General features: G+C 46.8%; 16 protein-coding genes. 13 read left to right on the forward strand and 3 right to left on the reverse strand.

Annotated elements, in window-relative coordinates; all coding sequences use genetic code 11:
• The first annotated feature begins 1 nt into the window (after position 1).
• From KSW37_RS02105 to KSW37_RS02120, 4 genes are all read left to right on the forward strand, one after another.
• Positions 2–1,312 (forward strand): Na+/H+ antiporter NhaC family protein, encoded by a 1,311-nt coding sequence (locus tag KSW37_RS02105; protein WP_217743415.1) that lies wholly within the window; start codon positions 2–4, stop codon positions 1,310–1,312.
• A gap of 42 nt (positions 1,313–1,354) precedes the next feature.
• Complete coding sequence (locus KSW37_RS02110) at positions 1,355–2,050, forward strand: hypothetical protein (RefSeq protein WP_217743416.1); 696 nt, start codon at positions 1,355–1,357, stop codon at positions 2,048–2,050.
• A gap of 116 nt (positions 2,051–2,166) precedes the next feature.
• Positions 2,167–2,853, forward strand: a complete 687-nt coding sequence (locus KSW37_RS02115; protein ID WP_217313951.1) for a glycoside hydrolase family 25 protein — start codon at positions 2,167–2,169, stop codon at positions 2,851–2,853.
• A gap of 103 nt (positions 2,854–2,956) precedes the next feature.
• Entirely contained in the window at positions 2,957–4,249 is a 1,293-nt protein-coding gene (locus tag KSW37_RS02120; RefSeq protein WP_217743417.1) for a zinc ribbon domain-containing protein, read from the forward strand.
• A gap of 157 nt (positions 4,250–4,406) precedes the next feature.
• Here the strand turns inward: KSW37_RS02120 and KSW37_RS02125 are convergent, their stop codons facing one another.
• Entirely contained in the window at positions 4,407–5,222 is an 816-nt protein-coding gene (locus KSW37_RS02125; RefSeq protein ID WP_217743418.1) for a DnaJ domain-containing protein, read from the reverse strand.
• A 147-nt stretch (positions 5,223–5,369) separates the two neighbouring features.
• Here KSW37_RS02125 and KSW37_RS02130 point away from each other — a divergent pair, with 147 nt between their 5' ends.
• The 3 genes from KSW37_RS02130 to KSW37_RS02140 all read left to right on the forward strand — a co-directional run bounded on the left by KSW37_RS02130 (position 5,370) and on the right by KSW37_RS02140 (position 9,191).
• Positions 5,370–7,133 (forward strand): bifunctional metallophosphatase/5'-nucleotidase, encoded by a 1,764-nt coding sequence (locus tag KSW37_RS02130; protein WP_217743419.1) that lies wholly within the window; start codon positions 5,370–5,372, stop codon positions 7,131–7,133.
• 64 nt (positions 7,134–7,197) lie between these two features.
• Positions 7,198–7,971, forward strand: coding sequence for an NAD(+) diphosphatase (gene nudC, locus KSW37_RS02135; RefSeq protein ID WP_217313955.1), 774 nt, complete (start codon positions 7,198–7,200; stop codon positions 7,969–7,971).
• A gap of 44 nt (positions 7,972–8,015) precedes the next feature.
• Complete coding sequence (locus KSW37_RS02140) at positions 8,016–9,191, forward strand: MFS transporter (protein WP_254368585.1); 1,176 nt, start codon at positions 8,016–8,018, stop codon at positions 9,189–9,191.
• A gap of 114 nt (positions 9,192–9,305) precedes the next feature.
• Here KSW37_RS02140 and KSW37_RS02145 read toward each other — a convergent pair whose 3' ends face one another.
• Complete coding sequence (locus KSW37_RS02145; RefSeq protein ID WP_217313957.1) at positions 9,306–9,752, reverse strand: DUF3127 domain-containing protein; 447 nt, start codon at positions 9,750–9,752, stop codon at positions 9,306–9,308.
• Positions 9,753–9,961: 209 nt separating this feature from the next.
• Here KSW37_RS02145 and dnaN point away from each other — a divergent pair, with 209 nt between their 5' ends.
• The 6 genes from dnaN (at position 9,962) to KSW37_RS02175 (ending at position 17,617) form a co-directional block, all read left to right on the forward strand.
• Positions 9,962–11,089 (forward strand): DNA polymerase III subunit beta, encoded by a 1,128-nt coding sequence (gene dnaN, locus KSW37_RS02150; protein WP_217313958.1) that lies wholly within the window; start codon positions 9,962–9,964, stop codon positions 11,087–11,089.
• Positions 11,090–11,140: 51 nt separating this feature from the next.
• Positions 11,141–12,004, forward strand: a complete 864-nt coding sequence (locus KSW37_RS02155) for a 3'-5' exonuclease (RefSeq protein ID WP_217313959.1) — start codon at positions 11,141–11,143, stop codon at positions 12,002–12,004.
• 78 nt (positions 12,005–12,082) lie between these two features.
• A complete protein-coding gene (gene coaBC / locus KSW37_RS02160; protein WP_217313960.1) occupies positions 12,083–13,333 on the forward strand; it encodes a bifunctional phosphopantothenoylcysteine decarboxylase/phosphopantothenate--cysteine ligase CoaBC in 1,251 nt (416 codons plus the stop codon).
• On the forward strand, positions 13,269–14,198 hold the full coding sequence (locus tag KSW37_RS02165) for a DUF4835 family protein (protein WP_437183112.1): 930 nt from the start codon (positions 13,269–13,271) through the stop codon (positions 14,196–14,198). The genes coaBC and KSW37_RS02165 overlap by 65 nt, the downstream gene beginning before the upstream one ends.
• Before the next feature lie 94 nt (positions 14,199–14,292).
• Positions 14,293–15,966 (forward strand): DNA repair protein RecN, encoded by a 1,674-nt coding sequence (gene recN, locus KSW37_RS02170; RefSeq protein ID WP_217313961.1) that lies wholly within the window; start codon positions 14,293–14,295, stop codon positions 15,964–15,966.
• Positions 15,967–15,970: 4 nt separating this feature from the next.
• Positions 15,971–17,617: a tetratricopeptide repeat protein gene (locus tag KSW37_RS02175; protein WP_217313962.1), complete on the forward strand. Its 1,647-nt coding sequence runs from the start codon at positions 15,971–15,973 to the stop codon at positions 17,615–17,617.
• Between the two features lie 108 nt (positions 17,618–17,725).
• Here the strand turns inward: KSW37_RS02175 and hisC are convergent, their stop codons facing one another.
• Positions 17,726–18,760 carry a histidinol-phosphate transaminase gene (gene hisC, locus KSW37_RS02180; RefSeq protein ID WP_217313963.1) on the reverse strand — a complete coding sequence of 345 codons (1,035 nt, stop codon included), beginning with the start codon at positions 18,758–18,760 and terminating at the stop codon, positions 17,726–17,728.

Consider the following 18,760-nt stretch of genomic DNA (forward strand, 5'->3'; position numbering starts at 1 on the left):
TATGAGTAACAAAAAAGGTTTGCTGGCGTTGTCGCCATTGTTTTTGCTGATTGTCCTCATCGTGGCTTTTACCGCCTATTCGGTAGACAGCAGCCATAAGGACACCAGTCTGTCGCTCACAGTAGCGTTCATGATTTCGAGCATTTATGCCGTGGCTATATCCGGCGGAATGCCTGTCAAGAAACGAGTGGACACATACAGCAAGGGAGCCGGCGCCAACAACCTGATGCTCATGCTCTGGATTTACGTACTGGCTGGCTCGTTTGCCGCATCAGCCAAGGCGATGGGAGCCGTTGATGCAACCGTCAACCTGGCGCTCAGCATCCTGCCAGCCAGCATGATTCTGCCAGGACTCTTCCTGGCTGCCTGCTTTATCTCCGTATCCATTGGAACAAGTGTGGGAACCGTTGTGGCTCTGGTTCCGATAGCCGCCGGACTGGCCCACTCAATGGATGCTAACGTAGGCATGATGACCGCCATCATCGTAGGTGGCGCTTATTTCGGCGACAACCTCTCGTTCATCTCCGATACGACTGTTGTTGCTACGCAGACGCAGAACTGCAAGATGAGCGATAAGTTCAAGGTCAACTCCATGATTGTGGTTCCGGCCGCCGTACTCGTGCTCATCGCCTATTCTGTCATGGGAATCGGTCTTCAGGCTCCTACCCACATCAACGAGGTAGAATACATGAAAGTATTGCCTTACCTCATCGTCCTCATTACCGCTATTGCCGGCATGAATGTAATGGCTGTTCTCACCCTGGGCACCCTACTCTGCGGCGCCATCGGCATAGGCAGTCATCTTCTGGGTGCCTCCGGAAGCTACGACCTTTTCGGCTGGTTTGCAGCCATGGGCAACGGCATTATCGGCATGGGCGAACTCATTATCATCGCCATGATGGCAGGTGGTATGCTCGAAATCATCCGCGAAAACGGCGGAATCGATTTCATCATCAACAAGATTACAGCCCACGTGAACAGCAAGCGTGGAGCCGAACTTTCTATCGCCGCCCTCGTTTCGATGGTAAACATCTGTACGGCAAACAACACGGTAGCGATTCTGACAGTAGGAAATATTTCGAAAAAAATAGGCGACCGGTTTGGCGTAGACAACCGCAAGGCAGCCAGCATTCTCGACACCTTCTCGTGCATGGTTCAGGGACTGATTCCTTATGGCGTGCAGATGCTCCTGGCAGCCGGTCTTGCCAATCTCAGTCCGATGGATATTCTTCCTTATCTCTACTATCCGCTGGCGATAGGTGTGGCAGCCCTGCTGGCCATCCTCTTCCGCTATCCTAAGAGATTCAGTTAGGAAGAACAAAACTTTATTATTGACTATTAATTATCAAGGCATATGAATTTTCTTCAGCGTAACCTTTTTACTAAGCTCCGTGCCGATAACTTCGGCACCAAGGAAGAAATGGAACCGATGACTACCTTTAAGAAGAAAAAGATAGCTCAGATGCTCAAGAACGTGAATGGTGTTCCTGCCGGAGAGGTGAAGATGAACAACAGTTTTCTGAACCGGCGTCTCAGCAAGATTCAGGAAGACGAACGCCACGCCATCGATACCTCTATCGAGACCATTTATCTGCTGCGCATCATCGTGGCAAACGTAAATGGAATGCTGGCTAACGGAATCAATCTCAGAGGAATCATCCAGTTGGGAGACTACCTGAGAACCCGAGGTGACAAGGTAGATTTCGTAAAACTGGAGAAGTGGATTGCCAAGCTCCGCATCCAGCGTATCGCCCAGCTGGAAGGAAGCGTTCTCATCACCTTCTTCGATTTCGAACAGGACGAAATCCCATTCGTTCATCATATAGAAAGAGGCGCCTACAAGCTGACGCTCCGCTCGCTCTACTATAACATCATGGACCAGCAGGCCATTCAGTTTGAGCAGACCAGCAGCGGCTTTGTACGCACCACGGGTGGAACCATGCGCAAGAATCTGCGCCGTAGCATGCGCTATCTGCAATACGCTCCGATAGAAACCATGAGCAATTTCATGAACAATTTCTTCCGTTCGTTATCTGAGATTGAAGAGTAAATTTCAGAAAGGATTGAAGGGGTTAATCTGGGATTCATCAGGACGAAGAGTAAAATATCTATAAAATTAATCTCCTAGTAGTACGATTTTCATCTGATTTTCGTATCTTTGCATCTATGAAAAAGTTATTTATCTCTATTATAGCATCCATTATTGCCTTGGGAGCCCATGCCCAGGTGCAATGCGAAGACACTTGTCGGCACGTTCACGGCATCGACTTGAGTCATTATCAGGGCAACGTGTTCTGGGAAACCGTGGGCGACAACTCTAAGATGGCTTACGTTTATCTCAAAGCTACCGAGGGAGGATCCAACATCGACAGCAAATACAAGCAGAATATCGACCTGGCTCATCGCTACGGAATGAAAGTAGGTTCTTATCATTTCTACAGAGCACGCATCCCGCAGCAGAGGCAGCTGGAAAATTTCATGGCCCAATGCCGACCGGGAGATCAGGACCTCTTGCCTATGATTGACGTGGAGACGAAAAGCGGCATGAATACAGAAGAATTCTGCGATTCGCTCTTCAAGTTTCTGCATCTCGTAGAGAAGGCATACAAGCAAAAACCCCTTATCTATACAGGAGCCAATTTCTATGACAACTATCTTCTGGGCAAGCTCGACAGCTACAAGCTGATGATTGCCCAGTATACGAAGCGCATCCCTGTGCTGCGAGATGGGAGAGATTTCGAAATGTGGCAATATACGGGTAAGGGCAGGCTCAACGGAATAAACGGCTATGTGGACAAGAGCCGTTTCATGGGGCGCCACAAACTCAGAGAAATCAGATTCAGGCATCGATAGTTACTTTGAACTTTATGATTAGATTCAAGGTAAAGAGTGGATAAGGTCTGGAAGTATAGAAACATGAATAATATAAGTAAATTAATAAACACAAAATAGAATTATGGCAATTATTAAATGTCCGGAATGCGGACGCCAAATTAGCGATAAAGCACCTACTTGCCCTAGTTGCGGAGTAGAAATAGCAGGCAAAATTACCAAATGTCCAAATTGCGGCGAGGTTTATTTCAGCAATCTGGAAATGTGTCCAAACTGCCACGAGCTGAATCCTTCGCTCACAAAAATGACTTCTTCGGCAGGAATGAGCCAGCAGACTCCTTCTATGACTCAGCAGCAAGATGCTGAAAATGTAGCCAGACAGAATGCTATCAGACAAGAAGAAATCCGCCGACAGGAGGCTCTCAGACAGCAGGAACGTCCTCAGACATCTGTCAGAACCACAACTCCTCCTACTCCACCTGTTCGGCCACAGCAAACCCATTCTCAGAACGGCGGAAACGGAGAAGGAACGCAGGCAAAGAAAAAGAGCGCTCGTGGCGTCATCATCATCTCTCTGATTTTCGCCTTCCTCGTTTGTGGCATTTTCTATTATTTCTATGATAATGCCAATAAGAATAAGGAGCTGGAAGCTTACGAATATGCGATGCAGAGTAGCGACCCGATGGTTCTGCAGAGTTACCTCGATACTTACAAAGATGCAGACGAGGCGCATCGTGACTCTATCATGGCTCACCTCGAACTCCTGAAACAGACGGATCAGGACTGGACCAACGCCGTAGTCAGCGGTTCGAAAGAGGCTCTACAGGCTTATCTCGATAAATACCCAGACAGTCCGCACAAGCAGGAGGTTTTGAACAAGATAGATTCCATCGACTGGAATGTGGCCAAGAATGCTGATAATGTGGAAGCTTATCAGGCTTATCTTGCCGCTCATGCTGACGGTTCCCATATCGAAGAGGCTGAGAATGCGATGAAGAAAGCCAAGAGCAGAGATCTGCAACCAGAAGAGAAAGAAATGGTAAGCAGTCTGTTCCGCCATTTCTTCCAAAGCATCAACACCCGCGATGCAGATGGCTTGCAGGCTTCATGCGAAGACATTCTCTCTTCGCTCCTGGGTAAGAATTCTGCCACCAAGGCAGATGTTGTTACCTTTATGAATAAGCTTTATAAGGACGATGTGACCAACCTGAATTGGTTCCTCACCAACGATTATAAGATTAAGAAGCGCGAGGTGGGTGACGAAAATTATGAATATCAGGTTCAGTTCTCTGCACGTGAGGAAGTTCAACTTACCGACGGTACTAAGAAAACAAACCTTTTCAAAATCAACTCAACCGTTTCGCCAGACGGTAAGGTTTCTGCGTTCAACATGTCGAAAATTAATGCCGCAGAATAGAATAAGAAACGCCCTGCAAGATTAAATAGAATAAAAAAACGCCCTGCAAGATCAGGAACTTCATTTCTGAATGTTCCCTTCTTGCAGGGCGTTTCTTTTTACCTTCATGTTTCAGGAAGGTTCCCATGTCTGAGAAACCAATCCCTTCTTTTAGAAATTATTTTGCATCCTTCATCTGACGGAGCAAATCTTTCTGCTTTTCGTTCAACCCGGTTGGCAACTTCACGTTATAAGTAATCATCAGGTCGCCAAAGGTTCCATCACCCCGGTCGTATCCTTTTCCGCGAACACGAACCTTCGTACCATTCTGCGTTTCCGGTTTAATCTTCAGTTTGATTTTAGAACCATTACTCAGTTTGATGATTCCTTCGCCTCCTAGCAGAGCCGTGTAAAGGTCGATGTTCACATTCATGTTCATTTCGCCGTTATTGGCACGCCCGTTCTGACCGCAACCGCCGCTACAACCACCAGTACCGAAATCAGCACCAGCTCCGTAGCCTGCCCCATTAAAGCCGCTACCAAAACCGGCAGAACCATTAAATCCGCCGAAATTGCCGGAACCGAATCCATCAGCCGACTGCTGACTTCTGCCACGATCTCCGAAGAGATTTTCGAAGAAACTGGAGAAACCTCCGCCTCCGCCAAACTGGCTGAAGTCGAAACCCTCGAATGGATTTCCACCTGCTCCACCATAGCTTCCAGAACCGCCTGCACCACCAGCTCCGCCGAAACCGCCGAATGCATCAGCATTCTTCCATTGTTCGCCATACTGGTCGTATTTTGCACGCTTATCTGGGTCAGAAATCACCTCATACGCCTCGTTCAGCGCCTGGAACTTAGCCTTCGCCTTCGGGTCGTTAGGGTGCAAATCTGGGTGAAACTGTTTTGCACGTTTACGATACGCAGCTCTCACATCCTTCTGCGGAATGTTCTTGTCTACGCCGAGAATCTTGTAATAATCAACAAATGCCATATTATAAAACCTCCTATTTTTTAGTTTTTAAAAAATATCCAACAAAAAGTATGCCTATTTAAGTTCTTTTTTGTACTTTTGCAGAGAAAATAAGAAACAGAGCTCATCAGATGGGCTTTCATTACTCAAAAGTAATATATTATTAATATGAAACAATTATTTGCTGCGCTTCTTCTGGCGCTAACTTTCAATTCACAAGCGATGGCACAACAACGTACCGTAAAACTGAGAGTGATAGAGACAAGCGATGTGCACGGCTCTTTCTTCCCTTACGATTTCATCAACCGTAAGCCAAAAGCAGGAACTCTGGCGCGCGTTTCTTCCTACGTAAACAATTTGCGAAAAGATTACAAGGATAACCTCATCCTCTTGGAGAATGGCGATATTCTGCAGGGCCAGCCTACCTGCTATTATTATAATTATGTAAATACTGAGGCTAGAAACGTGGCTGCCGATGTGGTAAACTACTTGAAGTATGATGCGCAAGTATTTGGAAATCATGATGTTGAAACGGGTCATCCGGTTTACGACAAATGGATAAAAGAACTCAACTGCCCAGTCTTGGGTTCCAACATCATCAGCACTTCTACAGGCGAGCCATACGTTAAGCCTTATCTCATCTTGAACCGCGAGGGCGTGAAGGTGGCTGTTTTGGGAATGATTACTCCTGCCATTCCAAACTGGCTCACGGAGAATCTCTGGAGCGGACTGAAATTTGAGAACATGGTAACAAACGCCCGTAAATGGGTGAAGTATCTTCAGGAGAATGAGAAACCGGATGTCATCATCGGCCTTTTCCATAGCGGAAAAGACGGAGGTATCCAGACTGCCGAATATGATGAAGACGCCTCTATCAAGGTGGCAAAAAAAGTGCCGGGCTTCGACCTGATTCTCTTCGGCCACGACCATACGCGCGACAACGAAACCGTAACCAATACTGATGGAAAGCAGGTGGTTTGTCTGGATCCTGCCAACAACGCCATTAGCGTGGCAGATGCAGAAATTACCCTCACCCTCAACAAGAAAAAGGTGAACGGAAAGAAGCAGATGGTGGTAACTGACAAAAAGGTGACAGGCAAGATTGTGGATGTGACAGATTGTCCTATCGACGAGGATTTCATGAAGACTTTCGAACCTCAGATTGCGGAAGTGAAGGAATATGTGGGCAAGCAGATTGGTAACTTCAAGACTACCATCTACAGCCGCGACCAGTTCTTCGGCAGTTCTGCCTTCAACGATTTCATCCTCAACCTCCAGTTGCAGATTACAAAAGCCGACATTTCGTTCAACGCTCCTCTTCAGTTCAACGCGATTCTGAAAGCCGGCCCAATCTGTGTGAGCGACATGTTCAATCTCTATAAATACGAGAACCAGCTCTACGTAATGCGCATGACGGGCGAAGAAATCAGAAAGCATCTGGAAATGAGTTACGACCTCTGGGTGAACACCATGAAGAGTCCGGACGACCATCTCCTGTTGCTCGATGAGAAGACCGTTGGCGACCAGCAACGACTCGGTTTCAAGAATCTCTCGTTCAACTTTGATAGTGCTGCCGGAATCGATTACGAAGTTGACGTAACGAAGCCAGATGGCGAGAAGGTGAAGATTCTGCGCATGAGCAACGGCGAGCCTTTCGATGAGAAAAAATGGTACAAGGTGGCGGTTAACAGCTATCGTGGAAATGGTGGCGGCGAACTCCTTACCAAGGGTGCCGGAATCCCGAAAGACAGTCTTGAAAGCCGTATCATCTATCGCAGCAAGCGCGACCAGCGTTACTATCTGATGGAAGAAATCGAAAAGATGGGAACGGTAGATGCGAAACCAAACAACAACTGGAAGTTTGTGCCGGAAGCATGGACCAAGCCTGCTGCCCAGCGCGATTTCGAATTGCTGTTCGGAAAGAAGCAATAGCCCCTCAGAACACATTAAGAAAAGCATATCATAAAGTTCAAAATAAAGAAGTTCAAAATAAAGAATGAAGTATTGGTTTATATTTTGCAAGACCGATCTCTTGCTCGAAAAGAAAGAAGACGGAACCTATACGATTCCTTGTTCAGAAGAGAGTCCAATCCCAACAAAGCCTTGGACTCACATTCTCAACATTACTCCGATGGAAGATGGAACAGAGGTGAAGACCTTCACCATTCCTGAGCCTGTTACCGACAATCCGAAGTACGAAATGTGCGGCTTGCGCCCTAGTTTCTACAAACTCTCTCCCGCCCTTTACCAGAAAGCAGGAAAGTGTCAGGAACTCAACTATTGGGATATGAATACCCAATTCTGCGGCGTTTGCGGAGCTCCGATGAAAATGGCAACTGACATCAGTAAGAAATGTACAGAATGCGGCAAACAGGTCTGGCCTTCGCTTGCCACAGCCATTATCGTACTGATTAAGAAAGATGATCAGGTATTGCTGGTTCACGCCCGTAATTTCAAGGGAAATTTCGACAGTCTCGTGGCTGGTTTCGTAGAGACTGGTGAGAATCTGGAAGAGGCGGTTCATCGTGAAGTGATGGAAGAAACCGGTCTGACTATCAAGAATTTGAAATATTTCGGTTCCCAGCCTTGGCCTTACCCGAGCGGTCTGATGATTGGCTTCTCGGCAGAATATGTAGATGGAGAAATTCATCTTCAGAAAGAAGAACTTTCGCGTGGTAAATGGTTTACGAAGGAGAATCTCCCTATTCTCCCCGAGAAACTTTCCATCGCCCGAAAACTCATCGACGCCTGGCTGGCGGACAAACTCTAAAAATGCGGACAAACTCTAAAAGTGAGGATAAACTCTAAAAAATGATGAAAGAGAAACTTTGGAATGCAAATTACATCAAGGTGATGACCACCAACTTTCTGTTGTATTTCGCCTTCTATCTGCTCACACCCTTGCTCCCACTCTATCTGAGCGAAAATTTTGGAGCCACGAAAGATGTGATTGGAATTGTGCTGAGCGGCTATACGGTTGCCGCCCTCATCATTCGTCCATTCAGCGGATATGTGGTTGACAGCTTTTCGCGCAAGAAGGTTCTGATGGTCTGTCTCTCGGCCTTCGCCATCTTCTTTGTCGGCTATATTGCAGCCAGCACCATCCTGATGTTTGCCATCTGCAGAACCTTGCACGGAGGTCCGTTCGGAGCCGTAACGGTTGCCAATAGCACCTGCGCCATCGACGTTCTTCCGGCAAGCCGGAGAAATGAAGGAATCGGACTCTACGGACTGAGCAACAATTTTGCCATGGCGATTGCTCCATCCATCGGAATCTATTTGCATAATGCGGTAGACAGTTATATGATTCTCTTCTGGATAGCTTTCATCGTGGCGATAGCCTCTGTTGTGATTGCAGGAACCATCCGCCTTCCCGAAAAGGAAATCGTAAAGAACAAGGAGAAGCTTTCTCTCGACCGCTTCTTCCTGACGCGTGCCTGGCTCCTTGCCATCAATATCGCCATGTTCGGTTTCTGCTGGGGCGTTCTGAGCAATTATCTTGCAATTTACAGCAAGGAGGAACTCGGAATTACGGGTGGAACGGGCACTTATTTCGCCCTTCTTTCCATGGGTCTGTTCCTCTCAAGACTTCAAGGCAGAAAAGCCTTGAGCCAGGGCAAACTTACCCAGAATGCGGCCGAAGGAATGCTGCTTTCGCTTGTCGGTTTCATCATCTTTGTTGCCGTCAAGCACCCGGTAGCTTATTATCTTTCGGCTTGTCTCATCGGCCTGGGCAATGGTCATCTTTACCCAGCCTTCCTCAACATGTTTATTAATGTGGCTCGTCACAACCAGCGTGGAACGGCAAACAGCAGCATTCTTACAGGTTGGGATTTGGGCTTCGGAATCGGCTGTCTGCTAGGCGGAGTTGTGGCAGAACATTTCGGTTACAACGGAACATTCTGGATGGTTGCGATAGAAAATGCAGCTTCTGTTCTCCTCTTCTTTGCCGCTTCGAAACAATTCTTTGAGAAGAGACGCAGAGAATAGAAAACGGTTGATAAAAAGAGAAATATAAGATTATGAATAAAAAAAGAGCACTTCATCCGAGACAGAAGAAAGTCTCAGGCGAAGTGCTCTTATTTTTTATCTTACTTTGCTATTTTAGAAAGGAAGATCATCGGCGCTGCCACCCTCTGCTGCAGGAGCTGCAGGCTGAACTGGAGGGAATGCTGCAGTTGCGCCATTAGCAGGAGCTGCTGGCTGAGCAGGAGCTGCAGGAGCACCTACTGGAGGAAACGCACCTGGCTGCATTCCGCCCATAGCACCAGCTACGGCGTTAGGGTCAATACGCTGGATGTTCCAGGCACGGATGCTGTTGAACCAACGGCCCTGATACTCGTGAGCATCAATATCGAAAGAAACCAGAAGTTCCTCACCACTCTGAATGTTGAACTGAGCCAAACGATCTGCTCCGAAAACATCAAAGCACAATTTCTTTGGATACTGCTCGTGGGTTTCAATTACGAACGACTGAGCTTTCCACTCTCCTCTTGCAGAGACGCCGCTTCTTTCAGGCAAAACGGCAATAACTTTTCCTTGTAATTCCATATGATAATATTTAAAGTTTTTCCTTTGTTTAAAGGGTGTTTTTTTCTTTCTGACTGCGAAATTACTAAAAATAGTTCAAAAACTAGAACTTTTCTCCAATTATTTTTGCTTATCAGCGATATTTTTTGTATTTTTGTGCTCAATTAGGTGATATTGCCTAATTTAATAAGGTGAAACAGAAAACAAAATAAAATTTAAATAAAATACTCATGAGATTTACAGTATCAAGTTCTGCATTGAGCAGCAAGCTCAACATGCTCGCAAAAGTGATTGGAAGCAAGAATTCGTTGCCAATCCTCGATTGTTTCCTTTTCCAAGTTGCTAACGGTGAAATGAGCATCACAGCTAGCGATAGTGATAATGTCATCAAGAGTACACTCGCTCTTACCGACCACGATGGAGAAGGTGAGTTTTGTGTGCCTAACCGCGTAATCCTCGATGCGTTGAAGGAACTGCCTGAACAGCCTCTTCACTTCGATGTGGATGCTGCCGGAGAAGCCATTGCCATCAAGATTGTTTACCAGAACGGTCTTTACAACTTCACAGGTCAGAGCGCAGAGGAATATCCTCGCACACAGAGCATGACTGATGCTTGTACCACCGTTTCTTTGCCTACAGAAATGCTGATCAATAACATTTCACGCTCGCTCTTCGCTACTGCCAACGATGAGTTGCGTCCTGTCATGAACGGTATTTACTTCGACCTGACAGCAGATGCACTCGCTATTGTAGCAAGCGATGGTCACAAACTGGTTCGCAGCAAGAACTTCACAATCAAGAGCGAATCTCCTTCTGCATTCAACTTGCCTAAGAAGCCAGCTTCTCTGCTGAAGAACATTCTGAGCAAGGACGGCGACGACGCAATCATCAAGTTTGATGACCGAAGCGCAGAAATCCAGTTTACAGATGGCGTCATGAGATGCAGACTGATTGACGGCCGTTACCCTAACTACAACTCTGTCATTCCAAACAACCCTAACGAGGTTACTGTAGACCGCAGAGGCTTACAGAGTGCTTTGCGCCGCGTATTGCCATTTGCAAGCGAGAGCAGCCAGCTTATCCGTTTCCACATCGAGTCAGGTCGTTTCGAGGTTTCTTCTGAGGATATTGACTTCTCAACATCTGCAAAGGAGCAGTTGTCTTGCGAATACAACGGCTCTCCTATCAGCATTGGCTTCAAGGGAAGCAGTCTGATGGAAATCCTGGGCAATATCACCAGCGACAACATCATCATCCAGCTGGCAGACCCTAGCCGTGCCGGAATCATCGTTCCTGCAGAACAGCCTGAGAACGAAGATATTCTGATGCTCATCATGCCTATGCTCCTTAATGATTAAAGGAGCAAGGGCTTTCTCTGAAACAACAAAAAGAAAAGTATTTCTATAAAAATGAAACTCAATTTGACAAAGCCTCTGATTGTGTTCGACTTGGAGACAACGGGTCTTGACATGATCAAGGATCGTATTATACAGATTTCTTACATCAAGGTAATGCCTGATGGAACAGAAGACCGCAAGAACCTCTTCGTAAATCCTTGCAAGGAGATTCCTGCCGAAGTAGTTGCCCTTACAGGCATCAGTAACGAAGATGTAAAAGATGCGCCAACCTTCAAGCAGCTGGCTGCCACATTGGAGAAGGAATTTACAGGTTGTGATTTCGCAGGCTACAATTCCAACCATTTCGATGTTCCTATGCTCGCAGAAGAATTCCTGCGCGCTGGAATTGACTTCGATTTCAACAAGTGCCGTCTCATCGATGCGCAGACCATCTTCATGAAGATGGAACGCCGTAACCTGGCTGCTGCTTACAAGTTCTATTGCGGCAGAAAGATGGAGGAAGATTTCGAGGCTCACCGGGCTGATCAGGATACAGAGGCTACTTACCGCGTGCTCATGGGCGAGCTCGATAAGTATGCTCCAGGTGTACAGGATGAACCTGAGCGCGTGCTCAACAACAATATGGATGAACTTGCCGAATTCTCTAAGCAGAAGGATAATGTCGATTTCGCCGGACGCATCGTTTGGGAAGAGGTAAAAGACGCCCAAGGCAATATCGTCAACGATGAGAACGGAAATCCTTTGAAGCACGAAGTATTCAACTTCGGTAAATACAAAGGATGGGATGTGGCTGAAATTCTGACCAAAGACCCGGGTTACTTTACATGGGTCTTGGGAAGCGATTTCACCAATAATACCAAGCAGGTGCTTACCCGCATCCGCCTTCGTGAATTCAACAAGAGAATGGGTAAATAATTGTTACCGGGCTTTCGCAAGTCGCAGAATAACAGGCTTGCGAAACTCGGATTTATTACTTAACAGTTAGAAAAATTCATGTTAAAAGGAAAAAAAATCGTATTGGGCATTACGGGCTCTATTGCTGCTTATAAGTCTTGTCTCATCATACGAGGTCTCATCAAGCGAGGAGCAGAAGTGCAGGTGGTCATTACACCTGCAGGAAAGGAGTTTATCACTCCCATCACCCTTTCGGCTCTTACCCATAAGCCTGTGGTAAGCGAATTTTTCTCGCAGCGCGATGGAACCTGGAATTCGCACGTAGACTTAGGTCTGTGGGCCGACGCCATGCTCATCGCTCCTTGCACAGCCTCTACCCTGGGAAAAATGGCTCACGGAATTGCTGACAACATGCTCATCACGACCTATCTGTCGATGAAAGCGCCAGTTTTTATCGCTCCAGCTATGGACCTCGACATGTATAAGCATCCTTCTACCCAAGCCAACATGAAAACACTTCTGGGCTACGGAAATCATATTATAGAACCGGAAGTGGGATTCCTGGCAAGCGGACTGGAAGGAAAGGGACGCATGGAAGAACCTGACATTATCGTAGAATGCCTTGACAGATTTTTCGATGAACAGGCTCAGCAGAATTCAGAACCCGATGAAGCAGAAAACTGCGAGGAAAAAGAAAGCGATAAGCTCGATTTGAAAGGCAAGAAGATTATGATTACAGCCGGACCGACTTACGAAAAGATTGATCCGGTGCGTTTCATCGGTAATTATTCTTCCGGCAAAATGGGCTTTGCCCTTGCTGAAGAGTGCTGCCGCCGTGGTGCTGAGGTTACGCTGGTTGCAGGTCCGGTTTCGCTCAGCTGTTCTGAAGCTATTCATCGCATCGATGTAGAAAGTTGCGAGGAAATGTATCAGGCAGCCACTAAAGCTTTTGCCTCTACCGATGCAGCCATTCTCTGTGCTGCTGTTGCTGATTTCAAGCCAAGTGAGATTGCTGACAGGAAAATCAAGCGCGAGAAAGATGATCTGGAACTCCGACTCGTCCCTACTCACGATATTGCCGCAGCCCTTGGCAAAATGAAACAAAAACATCAACGAATCGTGGCTTTCGCCCTGGAAACCAACGACGAAGAGGCTAACGCACAGAAAAAGCGCAAAAAGAAAAATGCCGATTTCATCGTGCTTAACTCTACTCGCAATCCGGGAACCACATTCCGTACGGATGATAACCAGATAACGATTATTTCTGAAGAGGGTAAGAAAGAATATGAGAAGAAACCGAAAACTGAAGTGGCTCGTGACATTATCAACGAGCTGGCTCATCTCTTGTAGTCCCATCACATCAGCCGCTCAGGAGTTGCAGGCTAAGATTACCATCAACCATGCCCAGATTCAAGGCACGGAAAAACGTGTATTCGATAATCTGCAACAAACTCTTGAGCAGTTTGTGAACGACAGGCAATGGACGAATCTTCAATTCAGGAAGAACGAGCGCATCGTGTGCAACTTCAACATCACGGTAAGCAAGTATGATAAAGACCAGAATATCTTTACCTGCAAGGCGCTCATCCAGGCCAACCGTCCCGTCTACAATTCAGCCTATACGTCCACCTTATATAATAATGTGGATGAAAACTTCACGTTCAAGTTTGCTGAGTTCGACCAGCTGGAGTTTACCGAAGAGCGGATTGACAACCAGCTTACGGCTTTGCTTGCCTACTATGCTTACCTCATCATCGGTTTAGATCTTGACAGTTTTGCGCCTAAAGGTGGGGAGGACATTCTGCAACGTTGCATGAACCTCACCAACAACGCCCAGAATCTTGATTTTCCGGGCTGGAAAGCGTTTAGTGACAACAGAAACCGTTTCGCTATCATTTCCGATTATCTCGACGGAGCCATGGAACCTTTCAGAATGCTGCAATACAACTATTACAGAAAAGGGCTCGATGAAATGGCGAATAATGTGGAACGAGGCAGAACTGAAATCACCAACACTCTGCTCCAGGATCTGAAGAAAGCCCGTACGGACAGACCGCTCAGTCTGCTGCCACAAATCTGGACAGACTACAAGAAGGACGAGCTTGCTAACATCTATCAGAAACATGGCACTCAGAAGGAGAAAGAAAGCATTTATGAATTGCTCTTCTCCATCAATCCTTCTCAAAACTCATATTGGGACAAAATCAAGGAATAAGCCTACATGCTTTATCATTCGGGAAAATCCAAATGATGGAATAAAAGCTGGTTCTTTTAGATTAAGTTCCTTTAAAACAATAAGATAAGAAATTATGCTCAAGCAATTATACATCAAGAATTTCACGTTGATTGACGAGTTGGACATTCCTTTTTATCCAGGATTCTCAGTCATCACGGGCGAGACGGGTGCCGGAAAGAGCATCATTCTCGGAGCCATCGGACTGCTTCTGGGCAACCGTGCAGACAGCAAAGCCATCAAGGCTGGAAGAGACCGATGCGTGATAGAAGCCCACTTCGACCTGTCAAAATACGGAATGCAGAATTTCTTCGATGCTAACGATATTGATTATGATGCAGAAGACACCATCATCCGCCGCGAACTGACTGCTGCCGGAAAGAGCCGTGCCTTCATCAACGATACGCCTGTTCCGTTGACCAAGATGAGAGAACTGGGCGAACAGCTCGTCGATATTCATTCGCAGCATCAGAATCTCCTGCTGCAGAAGGAAGACTTCCAGCTCAGCGTGGTTGATATTATTGCCCACGATGAAAAGCAGAAGAAGGCTTATCTTGACGAATACAAGAACTATAAAAAGGCTAAGCTGCAGCTGGAAGACCTGAAAGCGGAAATCGCAAAGAACAGGGAGAACGAGGAATTCATGCGCTTCCACTTTAAGGAACTGGATGACGCTAACCTGCAGGAAGGCGAACTTGAGCAACTGGAACAGGAAGCAGAAACCCTGAGCCATTCTGAAGACATCAAGACTGCGCTCTATGAGGCAGATAATGCACTCTCGGGCGAAGACGGCAGTATCCTCGACAAGCTGAAGAATGCAGCCCAGCAGATTGACAATATCAAGGAGGTTTATCCGGATGTAAAAGAGGTGGCTGAGCGAATGCAGAGCAGCTATATAGAGCTCAAGGATATTGCCCAGGAAATAAGCGGAAGCGTTGACAATGTTGAGTTTGACCCGAACCGGCTTGAAACCATCAATTCCCGTCTCGACCAGCTCTACTCGCTCCAGCAGAAATTCCATGTGGAAAATGTAGAAGAACTCATCGCCACTCGCGAGCGAATCAACGAACAGTTGCAGCACATCGATAATGGTGATGAAGACATAGAAGAACAGGAAAAGCAAGTTGCCCTTCTGCTTGCCAAGGCTGAAAAGCTGGCTGGTGAACTGACTGCCATCCGAACAAAATCGGCCAGAAAGATAGAAGAAGAAATGAAGAAACGTCTCATTCCTCTGGGAATTCCGAATGTCCGCTTCGAAATTTCATTCTCCGCCAAGCCGCTCTGTCCTGATGGTGTTGACAAGGTAAATTTCCTGTTCAGCGCCAACAAGAGCACGCTTCTCCAGCCGGTGAGTCAGGTTGCTTCCGGTGGAGAAATCGCCCGCGTCATGCTTTCTCTGAAGGCCATGATCAGCGGAGCCGTAAAACTGCCAACCATCATCTTCGATGAAATCGACACGGGAGTAAGCGGTAAGATTGCTGAAAAGATGGCTGAAATCATGACAGAGATGGGCAACCTGAACCGTCAGGTTATTTCCATCACCCACCTGCCGCAGATTGCTTCCATGGGAACCCATCATTACAAGGTTCTGAAAGAAGAAACCGAAGAGGGAACTCTTTCTCACATGAAGGAACTCAGCGAGCAGCAGCGCATAGAAGAAATCGCCCAGATGCTCAGCGGAAGCGACATTACGCCTGCTGCCCTGGCAAATGCTAAGGAGTTGCTCAATAAGCACAAGCAACAAAAATAAGATTATGAAAAAAATAAATATGATCATGATGGGACTGATGCTCGGAGCATCGTCCCTCTATGCCCAGCCGGGTTCGGTCCAGAAACTGGCTAAGAGCGTTTTCACCTTGACTACTTTCAATCAGAAAGGCGACATTATCGCCTCTACCCAAGGTGTTTTTATCGACAACAAGGGAACGGCTATCAGTACCTTCAAACCATTTGTCGGAGCTGTAAAGGCAAGCGTTGTTGACGCTTCCGGCAAATCGATTCCTGTTGAGGCCATCATGGGAGCCGATGAACTCTATGATGTGGCTAAATTCCGCATCAACGCCTCTACAGTTGCCGCCCCTATTGCAACCAAGGAATCGGCTGCTGGCGACAAAGTCTGGCTGGTTCCTTATTCTATCAAGAAGCCGGCTTACCAGCAGGAGGACATCAGTAGCGTAGAGAAGTTCAAGACTACGTACAACTATTACATCTTCTCGAATAGTGCTCCCGAAAATGCAGTAGGTTGTCCGTTTGCCAACAAGAACGGCCAGGTCATCGGTCTGATGCACAGCAATGGTCAGGTTACGGCCATCGACGCCAACTACGCCAAGCAGCTGAAGGTAACCGGTCTTTCTAGTCTTGACGCAGCACTTCGCGAAACCACCATCCGTACAGCTCTTCCTGATACAGAGAACGAAGCGATGACGATGATGACTCTGAAGAAGGGCCAGACTACAGCTGATGAGTATGAGAAATATAGCGATGAGTTTATCAGCAAATTCCCTACTTCAGCCTTCGGTTACAAGGAGAAAGCCACTTATCTGACGGATAAGGCAGAATATGATGCAGCTGCCAAACTGATGGAAGAAGGCATTAAGAAATCGGCTGCCAAGGATGAGGCTCATTCCAACTATGCCGACCTGATTTATCAGAAGATTATTTACAAGGGCGATTCTGTTTATAAAGACTGGACGCTCGACAAGGCGATTGCTGAGGCTCAGAAGGCTTACGAAATCAAGGCACAGCCTATTTACCGCCATCAGGAAGCGCAGATTAATTTCTTAAAGGGTGAGTATCAGAAAGCTTACGATACTTTCATGGATCTTACTAACACTTCACTTCTCAGCGGCGAACTCTATTTAGAGGCTGCCCAGGCCAAGAAGAATCTCAAGGCTCCTGCCAAGGAGATTGAAGTTTTGCTCGATAGTGCGGTAAGCGTTGGAAACAAGACCGGAATGGTTGCGAATTACTATCTGGCTCGTGCAGAATTTCTGAAAGAGCAGGGTGAATTCCGTCGTGCAATTCAGGATTATAATATGTACGATTCCATTGCCCGTCCTGTTTCGCCAGCCTTCTTCTACACCCGTTACCAATGTGAAACCAAGTTGCGCATGTGGCAGCCAGCCCTGCTCGATATTGCCCGCACCTGTTACCTGGCTCCTAAAGAGCCTACATATTTTGCAGAATGGGCAAGTCTCGACTTGCGTGTAAAGCGTTATGATGAGGGAATCAGCGCAGCCACCCATTGTATTGAGTTGGCTCCTGAATATGCTGACGGCTACCTTCTCTTAGGTTTGCTCCAGAAGGAGAAAGGAAATAAGGAAGAGGCCATCAAGAACCTGAAGAAAGCCCAGGAACTCGGCGATTCACGTGCTGAAGGGTATCTCAAGAAAATGAAGTAATTAGTGGACTGCTAGCCTGCTTTATACTTTTAAAGCCAAAAAGAGGGTGAATCATATATTTATGACTCACCCTCTTTCATATTATATACTTAACTTTTCCAAAATAGTTTAGTACTGTCTCAAAGCACCGAGCAATTCTGCATTCTCGCTCTTGTTTCCGATAGTAATTCTCAGACAATTGCCGCACAACTGAACCTTGTTGCGGTTTCTTACGATAATGCCTTGCATCACCAAATAATTGTAAATGGCGTTGGCGTCGGTCATTTTAGCCAGGAAGAAGTTTGCATCAGTAGGATAAACCTTCTCGCAGATAGGCAGATCCAGGAACGCAGCCATTACCTTAGAACGCTCCTGCAGGATGTTCTTCACCCATTCGTCAACCTTCAGCGGATTCTTCATCACTTCCAGCGCATGTTCCTGAGTAAGCAGATTGATGTTATAAGGATATTTCACCTTATTGAATATGTCAACAATCTCCTTGCTTGCAAAAGCCATTCCCAAACGGAGGGCTGCACAGCCCCACGCCTTACTCATGGTGTTGAGTACAATCATGTTAGGAAATCTGTCGAGTACGCTGCGGAATGTGCGCTCCGAAGAGAAATCGGCGTAGGCTTCGTCGATAATGACAATACCCTGGAATTTCTGCAAAACCTCTACGATTGCCTCGCGGTTGATGTGATTGCCTGTAGGATTGTTCGGACTGCAGATCCAGATTACTTTCGTCTGTTCATCGCAGGCTGCCAGCAGTTTTTCTGCAGAAATCTGATAGTTTTCATCGAGCAGCACAGAGCGATACTCCACATCGTTGATGTCTGCGCATACTTCATACATTCCGTAAGTAGGCGCAATCGCCACTACATTATCCTTGCCCGGGCGGCAGAATACACGGTAAACCAAATCAATGGCCTCGTCTGAACCATTGCCCAGGAAGATTTTCTCTTCACTCACACCCTTAATCTTGCTGATCTGCTTCTTCAGTTCAACCTGCAGCGGATCAGGATAGCGATTGTAAGGGTCATTATATGGATTTTCGTTGGCGTCGAGGAAGACGCGGGCATTTCTGCCTGCAAACTCCGTACGGGCGCAACTGTAAGGTGCCAGATTCCAGATATTCTCTCGGCACAAATCTTTCAATTCTTTCAT

Source organism: Segatella copri, from assembly GCF_019127135.1.
GTDB lineage: Bacteria > Bacteroidota > Bacteroidia > Bacteroidales > Bacteroidaceae > Prevotella.

What these genes read in the sequence shown, in the direction of transcription:
- nudC (WP_217313955.1), top strand. Translation starts at nt 7,198, where the DNA reads ATGAAGTATTGGTTTATATTTTGCAAGACCGATCTCTTGCTCGAAAAG.
- KSW37_RS02175 (WP_217313962.1), top strand. Translation starts at nt 15,971, where the DNA reads ATGAAAAAAATAAATATGATCATGATGGGACTGATGCTCGGAGCATCG.
- KSW37_RS02165 (WP_437183112.1), top strand. Translation starts at nt 13,269, where the DNA reads ATGAGAAGAAACCGAAAACTGAAGTGGCTCGTGACATTATCAACGAGC.
- KSW37_RS02105 (WP_217743415.1), top strand. Translation starts at nt 2, where the DNA reads ATGAGTAACAAAAAAGGTTTGCTGGCGTTGTCGCCATTGTTTTTGCTG.
- coaBC (WP_217313960.1), top strand. Translation starts at nt 12,083, where the DNA reads ATGTTAAAAGGAAAAAAAATCGTATTGGGCATTACGGGCTCTATTGCT.
- recN (WP_217313961.1), top strand. Translation starts at nt 14,293, where the DNA reads ATGCTCAAGCAATTATACATCAAGAATTTCACGTTGATTGACGAGTTG.
- KSW37_RS02110 (WP_217743416.1), top strand. Translation starts at nt 1,355, where the DNA reads ATGAATTTTCTTCAGCGTAACCTTTTTACTAAGCTCCGTGCCGATAAC.
- KSW37_RS02140 (WP_254368585.1), top strand. Translation starts at nt 8,016, where the DNA reads ATGAAAGAGAAACTTTGGAATGCAAATTACATCAAGGTGATGACCACC.
- KSW37_RS02125 (WP_217743418.1), bottom strand. Translation starts at nt 5,222, where the DNA reads ATGGCATTTGTTGATTATTACAAGATTCTCGGCGTAGACAAGAACATT.
- KSW37_RS02145 (WP_217313957.1), bottom strand. Translation starts at nt 9,752, where the DNA reads ATGGAATTACAAGGAAAAGTTATTGCCGTTTTGCCTGAAAGAAGCGGC.
- KSW37_RS02155 (WP_217313959.1), top strand. Translation starts at nt 11,141, where the DNA reads ATGAAACTCAATTTGACAAAGCCTCTGATTGTGTTCGACTTGGAGACA.
- KSW37_RS02130 (WP_217743419.1), top strand. Translation starts at nt 5,370, where the DNA reads ATGAAACAATTATTTGCTGCGCTTCTTCTGGCGCTAACTTTCAATTCA.
- hisC (WP_217313963.1), bottom strand. Translation starts at nt 18,760, where the DNA reads ATGAAAGAATTGAAAGATTTGTGCCGAGAGAATATCTGGAATCTGGCA.
- dnaN (WP_217313958.1), top strand. Translation starts at nt 9,962, where the DNA reads ATGAGATTTACAGTATCAAGTTCTGCATTGAGCAGCAAGCTCAACATG.
- KSW37_RS02120 (WP_217743417.1), top strand. Translation starts at nt 2,957, where the DNA reads ATGGCAATTATTAAATGTCCGGAATGCGGACGCCAAATTAGCGATAAA.
- KSW37_RS02115 (WP_217313951.1), top strand. Translation starts at nt 2,167, where the DNA reads ATGAAAAAGTTATTTATCTCTATTATAGCATCCATTATTGCCTTGGGA.